We start from the raw sequence: 17,877 nt of genomic DNA, 5'->3' as shown, positions 1-17,877 counted from the left end.
GACGCCCTCTGGTTAAACGGGTAACCTTATCTCTTCAATGATAGTGCGCGAACGTCGTTAAGCAGTTGATTTCGGCGAATTCGGCTAAGCTTGTAGCACAGCGGGAATGAAGAAAACGGTGGGCGAGTTTCGCCAACTGCAGGTAGACTTAGCCGATTCGGTTACGTCGCTAACAAGGGGAACACATGACGTATCAACAGGCCGGGCGTATCGCCATTTTGAAACGCATTCTCGGATGGGTGGTTTTTATCCCGGCGTTGCTGTCGACGCTGATTTCCGTGCTGGGCTTCATCTATCAGCACAGTGAAAAAACCAAGGGCATCAACGCGGTGATGCTGGATTTTGTTCACGTGATGGTGGACATGGTGCGTTTCAATACGCCGTTCCTGAACCTTTTCTGGTACAACTCGCCGGTGCCTGACGTGGATAAAAGCCTGTTCAGCGGCGCTAATCTGATGTTCATCATCATCTACATACTGATCTTCGTCGGGCTGGCGCTGCAGGCTTCCGGCGCACGCATGTCGCGCCAGGTCAAGTTCATCCGCGAAGGGTTGGAAGACCAGATGATCCTGGAGCAGGCCAAGGGCAGCGAAGGGCACACGCGCCAGCAGCTGGAGGCGCGCATCACGCTGCCGCACCACACCATCTTCCTGCAGTACTTCCCGCTGTATATCCTGCCGATCGTGATTGCGGTGATCGCCTGGTTCGTGATCCGCCTGTTGGGGCAGCTGGCCGGCGCGGCCTGAACCATGAACGGGGCGCCGAGCGGCGCCCCGGAACGTTATGACGCCTCGGGCTGCAACAGCGCCTCCACCGCGCGTTGCGCCGCCACCAGATGCTGGCCACCGAACAGGTTGCTGCGGTTGAGCAGGTAGTACAGCTGATACAGCGGCTGGCGCTCGATAAATCCGGCCCCCAGCGGCCATACGCTCTGATAGCCGTCGTAGATCTGCGGCGGCAGCTCGGGGTACAGCGGCAGCATCGCCAAATCGCACTCCCGGTCGCCCCAGTAGCTGGCCGGATCGAACAGAATCGGCCCGTGGGCGGTCATCGCGCAGTTGCCCGGCCACAGGTTGCCGTGCAGCAGCGAAGGCTGCGGCTGGTGGTGCTGCAAGCGCAGATACACCCGATCGACGATGTCGTCGATGTCACCAAAGGTCATGCCTTTCTCGGCCGCCAGCTGCAGCTGCCAGCCGATGCGCTGTTCGGCGAAGAATTCCGACCAGCGGCGCTGCCAGGCGTTGGGTTGCGGGGTGGTGGTCAGATCGCTGTCGAAGTCGAGGCCGAACTGCGGTTGCTCGCTCCACTGGTGCAGGTGCGCCAGCTGCTGGCCCAGACAGTAGGCGCCGTGGGCGTCGAGGGGTTTCAGCTGCTGATACTCCAGCAGCAGGAAGCTGTAGTCGCGATCGCTGCCGACGCCGTACACTTCCGGCACCCGCACGCTTTTGCTGCGCGCCAGCAACGCCAGCTGATCGGCCTCGGCGGTGAATATCGGCAGTTGTTCACGGGCGTCGCATTTCACGAACACCTCGTTGTCACCGTAACTCACGCGCCACGCCGGGTGAATGTCGCCCCCGGGCAGTTCAATCCTTTCGCGTATCTCTGCGCTGCCAAGATGTTCACTTAACAGACGGCTAACGGCTTGCCACATGGTATTTCCCCCTCTGTGCTGCCTGATAATTCATTAGGTTAGCGTCTTTCCCGTGGTGAAAACACGACGCGGCGCACAGCCGGCGTCAAAGGCGGCGATTTTTTCAGCGCCTCGCCAGCTCAAAGTATATACCCTATTGATTAATTTAAGCGCAATACCGGTTGCAACTTGATGACAACGACGCGATGAGCGGGGGGAGGCGATGCGGCGAGCAGAGGGCATCGCCGCATCGGTGAGTTAACCGCCGGTGAGAGCGCTTTGGTTACGCTGTAACGGACGCAGCTTGCTGTACAACAAGGCGATAACGAACAGCACGGCCTGTACGATGACGATGCAGGGTCCGGTGGCGCCGTCGATGTGGAAGCTGATCAGGGTGCCGAGCACACAGGAGAACACCGATACTATCGTCGCCACCATCAGCATGCGGTCGAAGCGGCAGCACAGCATAAAGGCGATGATGCCGGGGGCGATCAGCATGGCGATCACCAGGATTACCCCCACGGCCTGCAGCGAGGCGACGATGGTCATCGCCAGCAGGCACAGCAGCCCGTAGTGCAGCAGCTTGACCGGCAGGCCAATCACCCGTGCATGATGCGGATCGAAGCAGTACAGCATGAAGTCTTTACGCTTGAGCAGCACCACCGCCAGGGTGATGCCGGCGATCAGCAGGGTTTGCTTCAGCTCGCCGTCGGTAATGCCCAGCATGTTGCCGAACAGAATGTGGCTCAGGTGCTGGTCGGTATCGATGCGCGAGAACAGCACCAGGCCGAAGGCGAACATGCCGGAAAAGACGATGCCCATCACCGTGTCTTCTTTCACCCGGCTGTTCTCTTTCAGGTAGCCGGTGGCTACCGCGCAAAAGATGCCGGAGAGGAACGCGCCGATCGCCAGCGGGATGCCGACCACGAACGCCACCACGATGCCGGGCAGCACCGCGTGCGAGATGGCGTCGCCCATCAGCGACCAGCCTTTGAGCACCAGATAGCAGGAGAGCACGGCGCACACTACGCCGGTGACGATGGCGGCGACGATCGCCCGCTGCATGAACGGGTAGGCGAAGGGTTCGCTGAGCAGTTGATACAGGGTGTCCATCAGCGGCCTCCGGTTTGCGAATGCGCCACGCGGCGCCGGGACGCCAGCAGGCCGTGTTTCGGCGCGAAGAAGAACGCCGCCAGGAACACCAGCGTTTGCAGGGTGACAATCACGCCCCCGGTGGCACCGTCGAGGAAGAAACTCAGGTAGGCGCCGACGCCGCTGGTCAGCGAACCGATGATGATGGCGATGATCACCAGCCGGCTGAAGCGATCGGTCAGCAAGTAGGCGGTGGCGCCCGGCGTGATCACCATGGCGATCACCAAAATGGCGCCGACGGTTTGCAGCGCGGCGACGGTGCAGGCGCTCAGCAGGGTGAAGAACAGGATCTTCAGCTTTAGCGGCGACAGGCCGATCGACACCGCGTGGCTTTCGTCGAAGAACACCGCCAGCAGGTCTTTCCACACCAGGCACAGGATCAGCAGCGAAACGCCGATGATGATTTCCACCTGCAGCACGTCTTCATCGGCGATGCCGAGGATATTGCCGAAGATGATCGACTGTACGTTGACCGCGGTGGGGTTGAGCGACACGATCAGCAGGCCGACGGCGAAGAAGGTGGAGAAGATAAAGCCGATGATGGCGTCTTCGCGCAGCCGGGTGATGTGGCGCACCAGCGTCATCGCCAGCGCCGCCAGCATGCCGGTGAAGAAGGCGCCGGCGGCATAGGGCAGGCCGAGGGCGTAGGCGCCGGCTACGCCGGGCACCACTGAGTGCGACAGCGCGTCGCCCATCAGCGACCAGCCTTTCAACATCAGATAGGCGGAGAGGAACGCGCAGGCGGCACCGACGATGGCGCTGACCCAGATGGCTTTCACCATGTAGTTATAACTGAAAGGCTGCAGCAGAAGGTCCAGCATCAGGATTGTTTCTCCCTGGCCTGGCTGTTGGCCGGCGGATCGCTCTTGGTGTGGCCGTAGAACACCGCGGGGCGCTCATCGTCGGTCAACACCGTAACGGTGCGCGGATCGTTGTCGTCGTGCAGATCCGGGCCGGAGAGGTTGATATGGCGCAGCACGCCGCCGAACGCCTGTTCCAGGTTGCTCTGGGTGAAAGTGGTCTCGGTCGGGCCGGCGGCCAGCACCGTGCGGTTGATGAGGATCACCCGATCGCAAAACTCCGGCACGCTGCCGAGGTTATGGGTGGAGACCAGGATCAGGTGCCCCTCGTCGCGCAGCGCGCGCAGCAGCTCGATAATGGCGTTCTCGGTTTTTACATCCACGCCGGTGAACGGCTCGTCCAGCAGCAGTACCGTGCCCTGTTGCGCCAGCGCGCGCGCCAGAAACACGCGTTTTTTCTGGCCGCCGGACAGCTCGCCGATCTGTCGGCTGCGCAGCTCGCTCAGGCCGACGCGCTCCAGCGCCTTGTCGACCCGCAGCCGGTCTTCGCGCGACGGGATGCGCAGGAAGTTCATCTTGCCGTAACGGCCCATCATCACCACGTCTTCCACCAGCACCGGAAAGTTCCAGTCGACGTCTTCTGTCTGCGGCACGTAGGCGATCAGGTTCTTTTTCAGCGCGTCCGCCACCGGTTTGTCGCTCAGCGACACCTGGCCGGCAGTGGGCCTGACCAGGCCCATGATGCTTTTGAACAACGTCGATTTGCCGCTGCCGTTGACGCCGACCAGCGCGCAGATCGAACCGCCGCTCAGGGTAAAGCTGGCGTTATGAATGGCGGTGTGCCCGTTGTTGTAGGTTACGGTGACGTCGTCCACGTTCAATTCTGGGCGGACAAACGGTTCATGGGTCATTGATCGAATCCTTTGGCGATGGTTTGCACGGTGGTGTTGAGCAGGTCGATATAGGTCGGCACCGGGCCATCGCGGGTGGACAGCGAATCCACGTACAGCACGCCGCCGTATTTGGCGCCGGTCTCTTTCGCCACCTGCTTGGCCGGCTTGTCGGAAATGGTGCTCTCGCTGAACACCACCGGAATATGGTGGGCGCGCACCGCGTCGATCACCCGACGCACCTGCTGCGGCGAGCCTTGCTCATCGGCGTTGATCGGCCAAAGATAAACTTCTTCCAGCTGGTAGTCCTGCGCCAGATAGCTGAAGGCGCCTTCGCTGGTCACCAGCCAACGCTGTGCGGCAGGAATGCGCGCCAGGCGTTCGCGCAGCGGGGCGTCCAGCGCGCCGATCTTCTCTGCGTAGGCCTTGGCGTTGCGGTTGTAGGTTTCCGCATGGGCCGGATCGTGCTCTACCAGCGCCTTACGGATGTTCTCTATGTACACCAGCGCGTTGCTCGGCGACATCCAGGCATGTGGGTTCGGGTTGCCGTTATACGGCCCTTCGCGGATCGGCAGTGGGGTGATGCCTTCGGTCACGACCGCCGCCGGCACCTGCTTGATGTTCTCGAAGAAGCGCTGGAACCAGCGTTCCAGGTTCATGCCGTTCCACAGGATCAGATCGGCGTGCTGCGCCTTGACGATGTCGCGCGGGGTAGGTTGATAGTCGTGGATCTCGGCGCCCGGTTTGGTGATGGATTCTACCACGGCGGCGTCACCCGCCACGTTCTGGGCGATGTCCTGAATGATGGTAAAGGTGGTCACCACGCGCAGCTTCTTTTCCGCCAGCGCGTGTGGGCTGGCCACGGCGCCGCCGAACAGCAGGCAGGCGAGCGTGAAAGGGCGTAACAGTGCGGCAGCGCGGGGAAGGCGACTGCGGCGAAAAGTGCAACTTATCAATGGCATGATGACGTCTCCTGGTTCAAATGAAAATGATTATCAATATCAATTGAAGCGAAGTCAAGCGTCACTTGCCCACCGCCGGCGGGGTATTTCTCCAACTGAAAAAATAATACCGTCCGGGGAGTTATAGCATTTTATGTATCAGTATGTAACCGCTGAAGGTAGTCCTTACAGCTGCATATCGCCACCTCCGGCTGTTTTCCCAAGGCCAACTGCCCAAACCCCTGCGCCAGCCGCTGTACATCCTCTTGATCCAGCACGGTTATAAACGCAAAACTGTTGCTGCCGAGTTCGTGGTGAACGCCATTCTCGTCTGTCACCGACGTGACAAAACCCTCCCGCGTCAATTGCCCGGTCAGCTTCGCCAGGTCGGTCAATCCTTCTTCCTGATAGCGAAAAGTCACCACAAAGCAGCTTGTTGCAGATTGACTCATAAATCACCTCTTGGTATATGGATAGCTTGAGATTAGTCCAAAAAATTACTGCAGGTGTCCTTACAAGTTGTATATGCTACGCAACTCATTGAAAGGAGTGAGGGATTCTGTGAAAACAAAAATAGGTTGCCTTACGGCAATTTTACTTTTGTCGGGGTGCGCCAAAGACCCGCAAACGGCAAGCAATATTTCAGGCAGTGGCACAACGCGCGGCGGTTGGTTAAAACCCCCTCCGCAGGCACCGGTAAACCGCACAGGCACGCCGGTTGTCTATAACGATTACATTCGTCAGGCCGCCAGCAACTATGGCGTCGACGAAACGCTGATTAAAGCGATTATTCAGGTGGAGTCCGGGTTTAACCCGAACGTGGTCAGCACCTCGAACGCAGTGGGATTGATGCAGCTTAAGGCTTCTACCGCCGGCCGCGACGCCTATCGCATGAAAGGACGAAGCGGGCAACCCAGCTCGCGAGAGCTGAAGGATCCGGCGGTCAATATTGATCTGGGAACGGCCTATATCAATATTCTTCAAAGCCAGCAGCTAGCCGGGATCAACAACCCACAGACTTTGCGTTATGCCACCATCGTTTCGTACGTGAACGGGGCGGGCGCCATGTTGCGCACCTTCTCCTCGGACAAGCGCGTGGCGGTCAATCGCATCAATCAGATGAGCCCGGATGAGTTTTATCAGCACATCCAGAAAAAGCACCCGGCACCGCAGGCGCCGCGCTATTTGTGGAAGGTGACCACCGCCTACCAGGCGATGTCGCAGTAACCCTCCATCCTGTCGAATTGGCCGCTGAACGCGGCCGATTTTGTTTCCGGCGCCGTTCCAGTGCGCGACTTACTTCTCATTTTTCGTTATTTCCTCACTGCTTATCAGAAAAACCGCACAAAAAGTTAAATTTACGGTAGTAGATAAATCTTTACGTTCATTCAATAAGTTACCGGTAACATTTTTGCTTTTGCGCGCATTGTGACCTTCAATAAATATACAAATAAGTAACAAATTATTTTAAAAACCCGTATCGATCGCAAGGTTGCGGTTAAATAGTTGTGACTATCTTTGGATGGAATGTGACATGTCGAACCATAAAACCAACAATTCGCGGCGCGATTTCTTGTTGAAATCGATGACCTTAATTCCTGCGGCGGTAATTGGTGGCAGCGGCGTTGGCGCGCTGACGGCACCGACACCGGCGGTCGCGGCCTCGAACACCACAACGCAGAACGATTACCAACCGACCTTCTTCACCCCGGAAGAGTGGGCCTTCATCAAGGCCGCCGTCGCGCGCCTGATCCCGGCCGATGAACGCGGCCCCGGCGCACTGGAAGCCGGCGTGCCGGAGTTTATCGATCGCCAGATGAATACCCCGTACGCCACCGGCTCCATCTGGTACATGCAGGGGCCGTTCAACCCCGATGTGCCGAAGGAGATGGGCTATCAGCTGCCGCTGGTGCCCAAGCAAATCTACAACCTCGGCATCAGTGACGCCGACGCCTACAGCAAGAAAACCGCCGGCAAACCCTTCGCCGAACTGGATGGCGCGCAGCAAGACGCCATGCTGCAAAAGTTTGAGTCCGGCGAGGCGGAGTTCCAGCAGCTGCCGTCGAAACTGTTCTTCTCCTATCTGCTGCAAAACACCCGCGAAGGTTTCTTCAGCGATCCTATCCATGGCGGCAACAAAGACATGGTGGGCTGGAAGCTGATTAATTTTCCGGGCGCGCGCGCCGATTTTATGGACTGGGTTGAGCGAGGGGAGCGTTATCCCTTCCCGCCGGTCTCGATTCGTGGGGAGAGGGGCTAATCATGGCAACGGTAATGAAAAAAGTAGACGCGGTGATCGTCGGCTTCGGCTGGGTGGGCGCGATCATGGCCAAAGAGCTGACCGAGGCCGGCCTCAACGTGGTGGCGCTGGAGCGCGGCCCGATGCGCGATACCTATCCGGACGGGTCTTACCCGCAGGTGATCGACGAGCTGACCTATAACATTCGACGCAAGCTGTTCCAGGATCTGTCGAAAAGCACCGTCACCATTCGCCACAACAGCAGCCAGACCGCGGTGCCTTACCGCCAGCTGGCGGCGTTCCTGCCGGGCACCGGCGTCGGCGGCGCCGGCCTGCATTGGTCGGGCGTGCATTTCCGCGTCGATCCGATCGAACTGCGCATGCGCAGCCACTATGAAGAGCGCTACGGCAAAAACTTTATTCCGAAGGACATGACCATCCAGGACTTCGGCGTGACCTACGACGAGCTGGAACCGTTCTTCGACAAAGCGGAGAAAGTGTTCGGCACCTCCGGCACCGCCTGGACCATCAAAGGGCAGAAGGTGGCGCAGAAGGGCGGCAACCGCTTTGCGGCGGATCGCTCCAGCGACTTCCCGCTGCCGGCGCAGAAAAATACCTACTCCGCCCAGCTGTTCGAGAAAGCGGCGCTGGAGGTGGGTTATCACCCATACAACCTGCCGTCCGCCAATACCTCGGACTCTTACACCAACCCGTACGGCGCGCAGATGGGCCCGTGCAACTTCTGCGGTTTCTGCAGCGGCTACGCCTGCTACATGTATTCCAAAGCTTCGCCGAACGTCAACATTCTGCCGGCGCTGCGCATGGAAAAACGCTTCGAGCTACGCACCAACGCCAACGTGCTGAAGGTCAACCTGACCGACGACAAGTCCCGCGCCACCGGCGTGAACTACGTCGATGCGCAGGGCCGCGAGATTGAACAGCCGGCCGATCTGGTGATCCTGGGCGCGTTCCAGTTCCACAACGTGCACCTGATGCTGCTGTCCGGCATCGGCAAGCCTTACGATCCGGTGACCGGCGAAGGCGTGGTCGGGCGCAACTTCGCCTACCAGAACATGACCACCATCAAGGCGTTCTTTGATAAAGACGTGTTTACCAACCCGTTCATCGGCGCCGGCGGCAACGGCGTGGGCGTGGACGACTTCAACGCCGATAACTTCGACCACGCCAAAGAAGGCTTCGTCGGCGGTTCGCCATTCTGGGTCAACCAGGCGGGCACCAAGCCGATCTCCGGCCTGCCGACCCCTCCGGGCACCCCGGCCTGGGGCAGCAAGTGGAAAGCGGCGGTGGCGGATGCCTACACCCACCACGTTTCGATGGACGCCCACGGCGCGCACCAGTCGTACCGCAACAACTATCTGGATCTCGATCCCAACTACAAGAACGTCTTTGGCCAGCCGCTGCTGCGCATGACGTTCGACTGGCAGGAAAACGACATCAAGATGGCGCAGTTCATGTACGACAAGATGGCGCCGATCGCCAAGGCGATGAACCCGAAACTGATCGCCGGCAGCCCGAAAAACGCCAACAGCCACTTCGACACCACCAGCTACCAGACCACCCACATGAACGGCGGCGCGGTAATGGGGGAAGATCCGAAGACCAGCGCGGTCAACCGCTATCTGCAGAGCTGGGACGTGCACAACGTGTTCTCGATCGGCGCCTCGGCCTTCCCGCAGGGGCTGGGCTACAACCCGACCGGCACCGTGGCGGCGCTGGCTTACTGGTCTGCCCGCGCTATTCGCGAGCAGTATCTGAAAAACCCAGGCCCATTGGTGCAGGCATAAGGACGGCGAACGATGAAAGCATTTGTACCGGCACTGGTTCTCAGTGCAGTGAGTTTTTCCGTTTGGGCGCAGGACGCCACCGTCAGCAGCGAGCTTATCAAGCGCGGTGAATACCTGGCGCGCGCCGGCGACTGCGTGGCCTGCCACACCGACGGCAAGAGCGGCAAAACCTTCGCCGGCGGTCTGGCGATGGAAACGCCGATCGGCACCATCTATTCCACCAACATCACGCCGGACAAGAAAACCGGCATCGGTGATTACAGCTTCGAAGATTTCGACAACGCGGTGCGTAAGGGCGTAGCCAAAAACGGCAGCACCCTGTACCCGGCAATGCCGTACCCGTCGTTCGCGCTGGTGAAAGAGGAAGACATGCGCGCCATGTATGCCTATTTCATGCACGGCGTGCAGCCGGTGGAGCAGGCCAACAAGGATTCCGACATCCCGTGGCCGCTGTCGATGCGCTGGCCGCTGAGCATCTGGCGCGGCATGTTTGCGCCGTCGCCTGCGGACTTCGTGGCTGATGCCAAGGCCGATCCGGTGATTGAGCGCGGCCGTTATCTGGTGGAAGGCCTGGGCCACTGCGGCGCTTGCCATACCCCGCGCAGCATCACCATGCAGGAAAAAGCGCTGAGCAACAGCGAAAGCGACGACTATCTGTCCGGCAGCAACGCGCCGATCGACGGCTGGGTGGCTTCCAGCCTGCGCAGCGACCGTAAGGATGGCCTGGGCAGCTGGAGCGAAGCCGAGCTGACCGAGTTCCTGAAAACCGGCCGTAACGACAAGGCGGTCGTGTTTGGCGGCATGAGCGACGTGGTGGAGCATAGTCTGCAATACCTGAGCGACGACGATCTGACCGCCATCGCACGCTACCTGAAATCGCTGCCGCCGAAAGACGGCAAGCAGCAGGCGGCTCCGGTCGAAGACAGCGTGGCCAAGGATCTGTGGCGCGGTGACGACAGCAAGCCCGGCGCGGCGCTGTATGTCGATAACTGCGCGGCCTGCCACCGCACCGACGGCGTGGGCTACAAGCGCGCCTTCCCGTCGCTGAAGGGCAACCCGGTGGTGCAGACCGAGGACGCGACCTCGCTGATCCACATCGTGCTGACCGGCAACACTACGCCGGCGGTGCAGGGGGCGGTGTCCAACATCACCATGCCGCCGTTCGGCTGGCGTCTGAACGATCAGCAGGTGGCGGACGTGGTGAACTTCATCCGCACCAGCTGGGGCAACAGCGCCAAACCGGTGAGCGCCTCCGACGTGGCCGACGTGCGTAAAGACCGCTCGATGATCCGCGACGAGAAGGCGATGGGCAGCGCCGAGGTGCCGGACCATCCTGACGCGAAGAAGTAAACCGCTTAAGGGCTCCGCAAGGGGCCCTTAGTTTTTTCTGTGCATGCCGGTTTTTTCAGCATTTCCTGTTCGCAAATCGTCCGTTCGGCCGATAAAACATAGACCCGCAGCGGATTTTTCATTATCCTTTGCCGTCCTTTCATCAGGCGTAAGTATGAAATATCGCTTTAATTCACTGATTACTATTAAAAAATTCGCGGAGAAGGATATCCCGTTAGGCGCAATCGTTGGCGCCGCAGATTAAGGTAGACTGTCTCATGAGTACGATTTCTCCCGATTCAGGCACGCTGACGGCCGCTCAGCCAGCCAAATGGAACAAAACCGACACCGTCTGGATGTTCGGTCTTTATGCCACCGCGGTGGGTGCCGGCACGCTGTTCTTGCCGATCAACGCCGGTTTGAACGGCCCGCTGGTGCTGCTGTTGATGGCGCTGTTCGCTTTCCCGCTGACCTATTTGCCGCACCGCGCGCTCAGCCGCTTCGTGCTGTCCGGCTCCAGCCGCGACGGCAATATTCACGATGTGGTGGTGGAACACTTCGGCGTGCTGGCCGGCAAAATCATCATGATGCTGTATCTGATGGCGTTCTTCCCGATCGTGCTGGTGTACAGCATTTCGATCACCAACGCGCTGGACAGCTTCCTGATCCATCAGTTCCACGTGGCGCCGCTGCCGCGCATCTGGCTGAGCCTGGCGGTGGTGGTGGTGCTCAATCTGGTGCTGCTGCGCGGCAAAGACAGCATCGTGGCGGCAATGGGCATGCTGGTGTTCCCGCTGCTGGTGTTCCTGATGGGCATTTCGCTGTACCTGATGCCGAGCTGGAATACCGCCAACTTCGTTCACGGCCTGGCCGCCACCCGCTTCGACACGCCGGGACTGTGGCATTCGCTGTGGCTGGCGGTGCCGGTGATGGTGTTCTCCTTCAGCCATGCGCCGATCATCTCTTCCTTCGCCTCGACGCAGAAGAGCCTGTACGGCGACAAGGCGGAACGCCGCTGCGCGCGCATCATGCGCTACAGCTATGTGCTGATCTGCGTCACCGTGCTGTTCTTCGTGTTCAGCTGCGTGCTGAGCCTGTCCCATGAAGATATGCAGCAGGCGAAAGACCAGAACATCACGGTGCTGACCACGCTGGCCAACAAGTTCTCCAACCCGCTGATCGCCTATCTCGGCCCGGTGATGGCGATGCTGGCAATGGCCAAATCCTATCTCGGCACCTCGCTGGGGGTGACGGAAGGGGCGACCAGCCTGATCGACGGCGTCACGCGCGCGGTCGGCAAACCGCTCAGTTCGCGTATGACGCACCGCATCTCGGCGGTGTCGCTGTTCCTGCTCACCTGGGCGGCGACGGTGTGGAACCCCAGCGCGCTGCACATCATTGAAACCATCAGCGGCCCGCTGATTGCCGCCATCCTGTTCATTCTGCCGATGTACGCGGTGCGTGCGGTGCCGGCAATGCGTAAATACCGCGCGGCGAGCAACGTCTTCGTGCTGGTGATGGGCCTGATTGCGCTGTCGGCGCTGATCTACGGCTTGGTGTGATCCTCAGGGCGCGCCGCTTTCCGGCGCGCCTCTTCATCCCGCGTTACACATCCCTTTGCAATTAATCGCCCGGCAACGCGGCGCGACCTTTGATAATGCTAGCCATTCTCATTACTATTCCCTGGTTGAATTGTTTACCAAGGAGCTTTTCGTGCACCGTCGAATCACTCTGTCGGCGCTGGTTTGCGCCGCCGCGCTTTCCGCCCCGGCGATGGCCACTACTTATCCGCTGACCCTGACCGACACTTCCGGCCAGACACTCACCCTCCAGCAAGAGCCAAAACGCATCGTGGTGCAGGACGGGCGCGATATTCTCACGCTGGCGCTGCTCGACCGCGCCAACCCGTTCGATCGGCTGGTGGCCTGGAATAACCTGCTGAAGAAAAGCGATGCGGCGACCTGGGACATCTTGCAAAGCAAATGGCCGGCAGCGAAAAACATCATCGATATGGGGTTCAGCGACAAGGGCGAAGTCAATCTGGAAAGCGTGATCGCCAAACGCCCCGATTTGATGATCGCCCAGCTGCGCTCCAAACCTTCCCTGAACCAAACCGGCGTGCTGGATAAGCTGAAGGCGTTGAACGTGCCGGTGCTGTTTATCGACACCATGCTCAAGCCGGTGGAAAACACGCCGAAAAGCGTGACGCTGCTGGGGGAAACCCTCAACCGCGAAAGCGAAGCCAAGCAATATACCGATTATTATCAGCAGCATTATCAGGCCATTCTGGCCAAGACGCAGGCGGTGGAACCCAAGCCGCTGGTATTCTTTGAGGCCAAGGCCGGCCTCAATGGGCTGGAATCCTGCTGCTTCACCCATGCTCACGTCGGTTGGGGCGCGCTGGTAGAGGCGGTCGGCGCGCGCAATATCGGCTCTGCGCTGCTGCCGGGCGCCACCGGCGACGTGGCGCTGGAGAAAGTGATCAGCATGAAGCCGGACGCCTACATCGTTTCCGGTTCGCAGTGGGCCAGCAAGACCAACGCTGCGGTGCCGTTTGGCTATGGCGTGACGCAGCAGCAGGTGGATGAGGCTTTCAACCGCATGAAGCAGCGCCCGGGGTTCGCTCAGGTGTCGGCGGTGAAGGAAGGGCGGTTCTACGGCATCTACCATAACTTCTACAACCACCCGTACAACATCGTCGGGCTGGAGTATCTGGCGAAGTTTATCTATCCGGCGCAGTTCCCGGATCTGGATCCGGCCAAGACCTACAGCGAGATCCTCAGCCGCTTTACCGAAGTGCCGGAAGGCAAGGGCATTTTGGGCGCGCAGGCGCCGGCGGGGAAATAACGGCAACGGGCGCGACGATCGCGCCCGTTTTTTATCGTCAGGCGGCCGGCGTATAGGTGGAGATAATCTCCAGTACGCCGTTGATGATGAACTGCACGCCCATGCACACCAGCAGGAAGCCCATCAGGCGCGAGATCGCCTCGATGCCGCTTTTCCCCACCAAGCGCATGATGGCGCCGGAACTGAGCAGGCAGCCCCACAGGATCACCGCGACCGTCAGAAAGATGGCGACCGGTGCCACGGCCAGCACCCAGGGTTCAAAACCCAGCGTGTTCGCTTTGACGCTCGACGCCGAGCTGATGATCATCGCGATGGTACCCGGCCCGGCGGTGCTCGGCATGGCCAATGGCACGAAGGCGATGTTGGCCGACGTCTTATGGCGCAGCTCGTGTGACTTGCTCTCCACCTCCGGTGCCTCTTCAGGGCTCTGCTGGGGGAACAACATGCGAAAACCGATGAAGGCGACGATCAGCCCGCCGGCGATGCGCAGGCCGGGGATCGAAATGCCGAAGGTGTTCATCACCACCTGCCCGGCGTAAAACGCCACCGTCATGATGCAGAACACATAAACCGAGGCCATCAGCGACTGCTGATTACGCTCTTCGCGCGTCATATTGCCGGACAACCCGAGCAGCAACGCCACCGTGGTCAGCGGGTTGGCCAGCGGCAACAGCAGTACCAAACCCAGTCCGATGGCCTGGAATAACTGCAAAATACCCGTCATAAAAAACTCCCTGTGCAACGTTCAAGCCGCCAGGCGGCTCATGAGCTGAACAGCCTAGCCTGCCGCGTGCCTGGCGGCAATGGGGATAGCTCGGAAGGTTAATTAACCGTCGGCCGGCGTTTCCTCTTCGCCATTGCACTCGCCGGCGAGCTCCGGTTCATCCTCACAGCCCAGCGGCGCTTCATTGACCGCAATCGCTCGCGGCACTGAACGCGCGCCGAAATGCACCAGCCCATACAGCGTCGCTAATACCGCGCATAGCACGACGAGGACTGCGAGTAACCGGTTCATATTTGCATGGGCCTCGGTGGGAGCTGACTGGTTTCAGGATAGTGGCTGGCGGCGAAGACCGCCACGTGGAGCAGATATATCGCCGAGCGGCGATGACAAAATGCGCTGCGTTCGGAAAAGGTGCGCAATTTTTGTTTTTTTTATGGCCTTTTTCGCTGCAGTTGGCCGGTAAAGGCCGGCGTTTCGCATCAATTGCTACACCCTGCAGGCTCAGCTGCCTACCATAGGCGCGCTTTAAAACGATAATGAGACTGATTATGCAAGACGAGTTGAAACTTTTACTGGGGAAAATCGGCGCATTCGCGCTTTCCGGCGCTTTTTTGGCGGCCTTGGTCGGCCTGGTGTTTATCGACGTACACTGGCTGCACAACTTCGTGCATGAAACCTCGCTGACCGAAGTGGCGCAGGAACTGTTGCTGCTCGCCATCGCCGGTGGTTTTTTCGCCGCGGCCTGGCGACAGGCTGAACGCCGCTCCGCCTGGATGCTGGTCGGCGGCTTCTTTCTCTGCATGTTGATCCGCGAGATGGACTTCGCCTTCGATGCGCTGTGGCACGGTGCGTGGGTGTGGTTCGCGCTGGCGGTCGCCTTGGTTTGCCTGTGGTATGCCGCCAGGCACATCGCGGCGACGCTGCGCGGCCTGGCCGATTTCGTAACGCATCCCGGCTACGGCATGATGTGCGCGGGCCTGCTGTGCATTCTGGTGTTTTCACGCCTGTTCGGCATGAGCGCGCTGTGGCAAACGCTGATGTTGGACGGTTATAACCGGGTAGTGAAAAACATGGTGGAAGAGGGCTGTGAACTGCTGGGCTACGGCCTGTGCCTGCTGGCCACCCTGAGCTACATGAAAACCGTTTTTGCGCCGGATGACGCGAAAGCGTGAGGGCGGCGCTTTATTTATCCGGAACAATATTCTCACTCTAACACTAGAAATCCGTCTGATTGTTAAGGTGGATTCAAAAATTTCAAAGGCTGCCTTCGGGTGGCCTTTTTGATCACAACAGGTAAGAGCATTTGCGGCGAGACGGGCGGTAACGTTGCGGTTGAGCGGAGTGTTCTTTCCGTTGTGATGAAGAACAAGATGGCAGTCCGGTCGAGTCGGCAGCATCGGAACCCTTGCAGTCTCATCCGATGACCTATTGTTTGAGATTTTTGCTATATCGCTTATTGTTTAATCGATCTAATTTGTTTCTTCCTGTTAGTAAAATGGAGGTGACTATGGGTAGGATTGAAAATATAGACAGCATTAATTCCGAAATCGGACGAGCGGTTCGCAGTCTTTCCAGTAAAGGCTACGTTGTTTGCTTGAATGGCATACTAGCTAAGCTAGCAGAGGAGCGCATCAATGAACCGAATTTCACGCGTAGGCGTGTACTGACAAGGGCAATTGAGACATTAATTTAATTAATGTTTTTTAGATGCATGTTTAAGTAAGGCCACGACTGTAAGCCCCAGTAAACCGCTGGGGCTTTTTGCATTTCAGCCCCAGCCAACATCCGACACACACCGTATCGCCAAATCGTTTACGGCTGGTGGCAGAACCCTACCCATAACCCGAAGCCGGGAAAGAGCCCCGGAAGGGGGAGGTTATGAAAATGCCCTGGAAGAACGAACCCAACATTCTCTCAATGCTGATTGCGTTCGGCATGACCTTGCTGGGAGCCATTGCCAGTTACTCATTCAAAGTGCTGAACGGCGAGGCCTTCAGTTGGCGCACGCTGTTTCTGCAACTCTTCGTTTCTATCTTCGCCGGGTTAACCATGGTGATGATCGCCCTGCACTACGACTAGCCGTCAGAAGTGATGGGTGGCGTCTGTGGAATGGCGGGCTGGTCTGGCGCTTCGCTGATTAAGGCGTTAGCGCGTCGATTCCTGAATAAAGCGAGCGATAGCAATGAATATCAGTAAAAGCGGCATTGAGCTGATTAAGCGCTTCGAAGGTCTGCGCCTGAAAGCCTATCAGGATTCGGTGGGCATCTGGACGATTGGTTACGGATGGACGCAGCCAGTTGACGGTAAGAAAGTCGGGCCAGGAATGCAGATTGATCAGGCTACTGCCGATTGTAGTGGTCAACTAAAACTGGCCACCGCTTTAGAGTTTTTCCAGTATCGGTTTTCCGATTCGTTTGGGGGCAACCCACCGTTATAGTCATGCGGCCTTAGCGAGCTGTAATACCCGACGATATAGTCTGTGATCGCATGAGCAGCTTCGCTAAAGTTTATATAACCTGTCACTGGCACCCACTCGTTTTTCAGGCTCCGGAAGAAGCGTTCCATCGGGCTGTTGTCCCAACAGTTTCCACGTCGGCTCATACTCTGCCTGATCCGGCAACGCCACAGTAACTGCCGGAACTGCCTGCTTGTATAGTAGCTACTGTCACTGTGGAACATCACTCCGGCTGGTTTACCGCGAGCTTCCCACGCCATTTCCAGCGCTTTGATGGTCAGCTTGCTGTCCGGTGAGAATGACATTGCCCAACCCACCGGTTTCCTTGCGAACAGATCGAGAACAACAGCAAGGTAAGCCCAACGCTTGCCTGTCCAGATATACGTCACATCGCCGCACCACACCTGATTAGGTTCTGTTACTACGAACTGTCGCTCAAGGCTATTTGGAATAACGATGTGTTCATGACCACCACGTTTATACCGGTGGGTAGGCTGCTGACAACTCACCAGTCCAAGTTCTTTCATGAGCCTTCCGGCAAGCCAGCGTCCCATTCTGAAACCTCTCAGGGTTGCCATAATCGCGATACTTCTTGCACCAGCGAGCCATGGCTGATGTTATGCAGCTCCAGAACCTGACTGCGTAACACAGCTCGCCTGCCGTCTGGCTTTTTGGGGCTTTTTTCCCAGTATTTGTAGCTGCTGCGGTGAACCCCGAACACGTGGCAAAGTGTGACCACAGGATACTGCGCTCTGAGTTTCACGATTAACGAGAACTGTTCAGGGAGTCCGACATCAAGAGCGCGGTAGCCTTTTTTAATATGTCGTTTTCCATTTCAATGCGTTGTAGCTTTTTCTTCAGCTCACGTATTTCAATCTGTACCGGGGTTATAGGGGAGGCTTTAGGTATTTTGCCCTGTCGTTCATCCCGCAGCTGCAACGGTGTAGTTCTGATCAAGAACCAGTTGAGCGGATTCGCGTTTAAACTCTGCGCTGAAATTTCTTTTTTTCATTGAGGCACCTGTAATGTTCTGAGGTGAGCATATCACCTCTGTTCAGATGGCCA

16 protein-coding genes and 3 pseudogenes are annotated in these 17,877 nt (G+C 58.5%); 10 read left to right on the top strand and 9 right to left on the bottom strand.

Annotated elements, in window-relative coordinates:
• Window positions 1-185 precede the first annotated feature (185 nt).
• On the top strand, window positions 186-746 hold the full coding sequence (locus GF111_RS01660) for a YniB family protein (RefSeq protein WP_038877612.1): 561 nt from the start codon (window positions 186-188) through the stop codon (window positions 744-746).
• A 35-nt stretch (window positions 747-781) separates the two neighbouring features.
• Here the strand turns inward: GF111_RS01660 and GF111_RS01655 are convergent, their stop codons facing one another.
• The 6 genes from GF111_RS01655 to ghoS form a co-directional block, all read right to left on the bottom strand.
• Window positions 782-1,651: a fructosamine kinase family protein gene (locus GF111_RS01655; RefSeq protein ID WP_004931452.1), complete on the bottom strand. Its 870-nt coding sequence runs from the start codon at window positions 1,649-1,651 to the stop codon at window positions 782-784.
• Window positions 1,652-1,888: 237 nt separating this feature from the next.
• Window positions 1,889-2,743: a metal ABC transporter permease gene (locus GF111_RS01650; RefSeq protein ID WP_055312557.1), complete on the bottom strand. Its 855-nt coding sequence runs from the start codon at window positions 2,741-2,743 to the stop codon at window positions 1,889-1,891.
• The gene (gene yfeC, locus GF111_RS01645; RefSeq protein WP_038877606.1) at window positions 2,743-3,603 is read right to left on the bottom strand and encodes an iron/manganese ABC transporter permease subunit YfeC; all 861 of its coding nucleotides are present in this window, start codon (window positions 3,601-3,603) and stop codon (window positions 2,743-2,745) included. Before yfeC ends, GF111_RS01650 begins: the two co-directional genes overlap by 1 nt.
• Entirely contained in the window at window positions 3,603-4,493 is an 891-nt protein-coding gene (locus GF111_RS01640; RefSeq protein ID WP_047727680.1) for a manganese/iron ABC transporter ATP-binding protein, read from the bottom strand. The genes yfeC and GF111_RS01640 overlap by 1 nt, the downstream gene beginning before the upstream one ends.
• Window positions 4,490-5,434, bottom strand: a complete 945-nt coding sequence (locus GF111_RS01635; RefSeq protein WP_147190476.1) for a metal ABC transporter substrate-binding protein — start codon at window positions 5,432-5,434, stop codon at window positions 4,490-4,492. The genes GF111_RS01640 and GF111_RS01635 overlap by 4 nt, the downstream gene beginning before the upstream one ends.
• 131 nt (window positions 5,435-5,565) lie before the next feature.
• Complete coding sequence (gene ghoS / locus GF111_RS01630) at window positions 5,566-5,865, bottom strand: type V toxin-antitoxin system endoribonuclease antitoxin GhoS (RefSeq protein WP_038877599.1); 300 nt, start codon at window positions 5,863-5,865, stop codon at window positions 5,566-5,568.
• 109 nt (window positions 5,866-5,974) lie between these two features.
• On the opposite strand from ghoS, the gene GF111_RS01625 reads away from it, so the two are divergent.
• From GF111_RS01625 to GF111_RS01600, 6 genes are all read left to right on the top strand, one after another.
• The gene (locus GF111_RS01625; RefSeq protein ID WP_025159924.1) at window positions 5,975-6,640 is read left to right on the top strand and encodes a transglycosylase SLT domain-containing protein; all 666 of its coding nucleotides are present in this window, start codon (window positions 5,975-5,977) and stop codon (window positions 6,638-6,640) included.
• Window positions 6,641-6,947: 307 nt separating this feature from the next.
• Complete coding sequence (locus GF111_RS01620; protein WP_038877597.1) at window positions 6,948-7,673, top strand: gluconate 2-dehydrogenase subunit 3 family protein; 726 nt, start codon at window positions 6,948-6,950, stop codon at window positions 7,671-7,673.
• 2 nt (window positions 7,674-7,675) lie between these two features.
• Window positions 7,676-9,457 carry a GMC family oxidoreductase gene (locus GF111_RS01615; RefSeq protein WP_025302609.1) on the top strand — a complete coding sequence of 594 codons (1,782 nt, stop codon included), beginning with the start codon at window positions 7,676-7,678 and terminating at the stop codon, window positions 9,455-9,457.
• A 12-nt stretch (window positions 9,458-9,469) separates the two neighbouring features.
• On the top strand, window positions 9,470-10,807 hold the full coding sequence (locus GF111_RS01610; RefSeq protein WP_102779897.1) for a cytochrome c: 1,338 nt from the start codon (window positions 9,470-9,472) through the stop codon (window positions 10,805-10,807).
• A 257-nt stretch (window positions 10,808-11,064) separates the two neighbouring features.
• The gene (locus tag GF111_RS01605; protein ID WP_033638320.1) at window positions 11,065-12,348 is read left to right on the top strand and encodes a serine/threonine protein kinase; all 1,284 of its coding nucleotides are present in this window, start codon (window positions 11,065-11,067) and stop codon (window positions 12,346-12,348) included.
• 151 nt (window positions 12,349-12,499) lie between these two features.
• On the top strand, window positions 12,500-13,633 hold the full coding sequence (locus GF111_RS01600) for an ABC transporter substrate-binding protein (protein ID WP_048233540.1): 1,134 nt from the start codon (window positions 12,500-12,502) through the stop codon (window positions 13,631-13,633).
• A gap of 37 nt (window positions 13,634-13,670) precedes the next feature.
• On the opposite strand, the gene GF111_RS01595 is transcribed toward GF111_RS01600, so the two are convergent.
• Both GF111_RS01595 and GF111_RS01590 read right to left on the bottom strand, forming a co-directional pair.
• Window positions 13,671-14,357: a MarC family NAAT transporter gene (locus GF111_RS01595; protein WP_038877591.1), complete on the bottom strand. Its 687-nt coding sequence runs from the start codon at window positions 14,355-14,357 to the stop codon at window positions 13,671-13,673.
• 102 nt (window positions 14,358-14,459) lie between these two features.
• Window positions 14,460-14,648 carry a hypothetical protein gene (locus GF111_RS01590; protein ID WP_047727675.1) on the bottom strand — a complete coding sequence of 63 codons (189 nt, stop codon included), beginning with the start codon at window positions 14,646-14,648 and terminating at the stop codon, window positions 14,460-14,462.
• A 257-nt stretch (window positions 14,649-14,905) separates the two neighbouring features.
• Here GF111_RS01590 and GF111_RS01585 point away from each other — a divergent pair, with 257 nt between their 5' ends.
• From GF111_RS01585 to GF111_RS01575, 3 genes and pseudogenes are all read left to right on the top strand, one after another.
• The gene (locus GF111_RS01585) at window positions 14,906-15,529 is read left to right on the top strand and encodes a hypothetical protein (protein WP_055312561.1); all 624 of its coding nucleotides are present in this window, start codon (window positions 14,906-14,908) and stop codon (window positions 15,527-15,529) included.
• Window positions 15,530-16,235: 706 nt separating this feature from the next.
• Window positions 16,236-16,553 (top strand): annotated as a pseudogene (locus tag GF111_RS01580) (phage holin family protein).
• Window positions 16,540-16,707 (top strand): annotated as a pseudogene (locus GF111_RS01575) (lysozyme); the annotation flags it as partial. The pseudogenes GF111_RS01580 and GF111_RS01575, both read left to right, overlap by 14 nt.
• A gap of 8 nt (window positions 16,708-16,715) precedes the next feature.
• On the opposite strand, the pseudogene GF111_RS01570 reads toward GF111_RS01575, so the two are convergent.
• Window positions 16,716-17,824, bottom strand: a pseudogene (locus GF111_RS01570) (IS3 family transposase).
• Window positions 17,825-17,877: the final 53 nt, after the last annotated feature.

Source organism: Serratia sp. HRI (assembly GCF_010119335.3).
GTDB lineage: Bacteria > Pseudomonadota > Gammaproteobacteria > Enterobacterales > Enterobacteriaceae > Serratia > Serratia nevei.
This window is presented reverse-complemented; position numbering and strand designations above follow the sequence as displayed.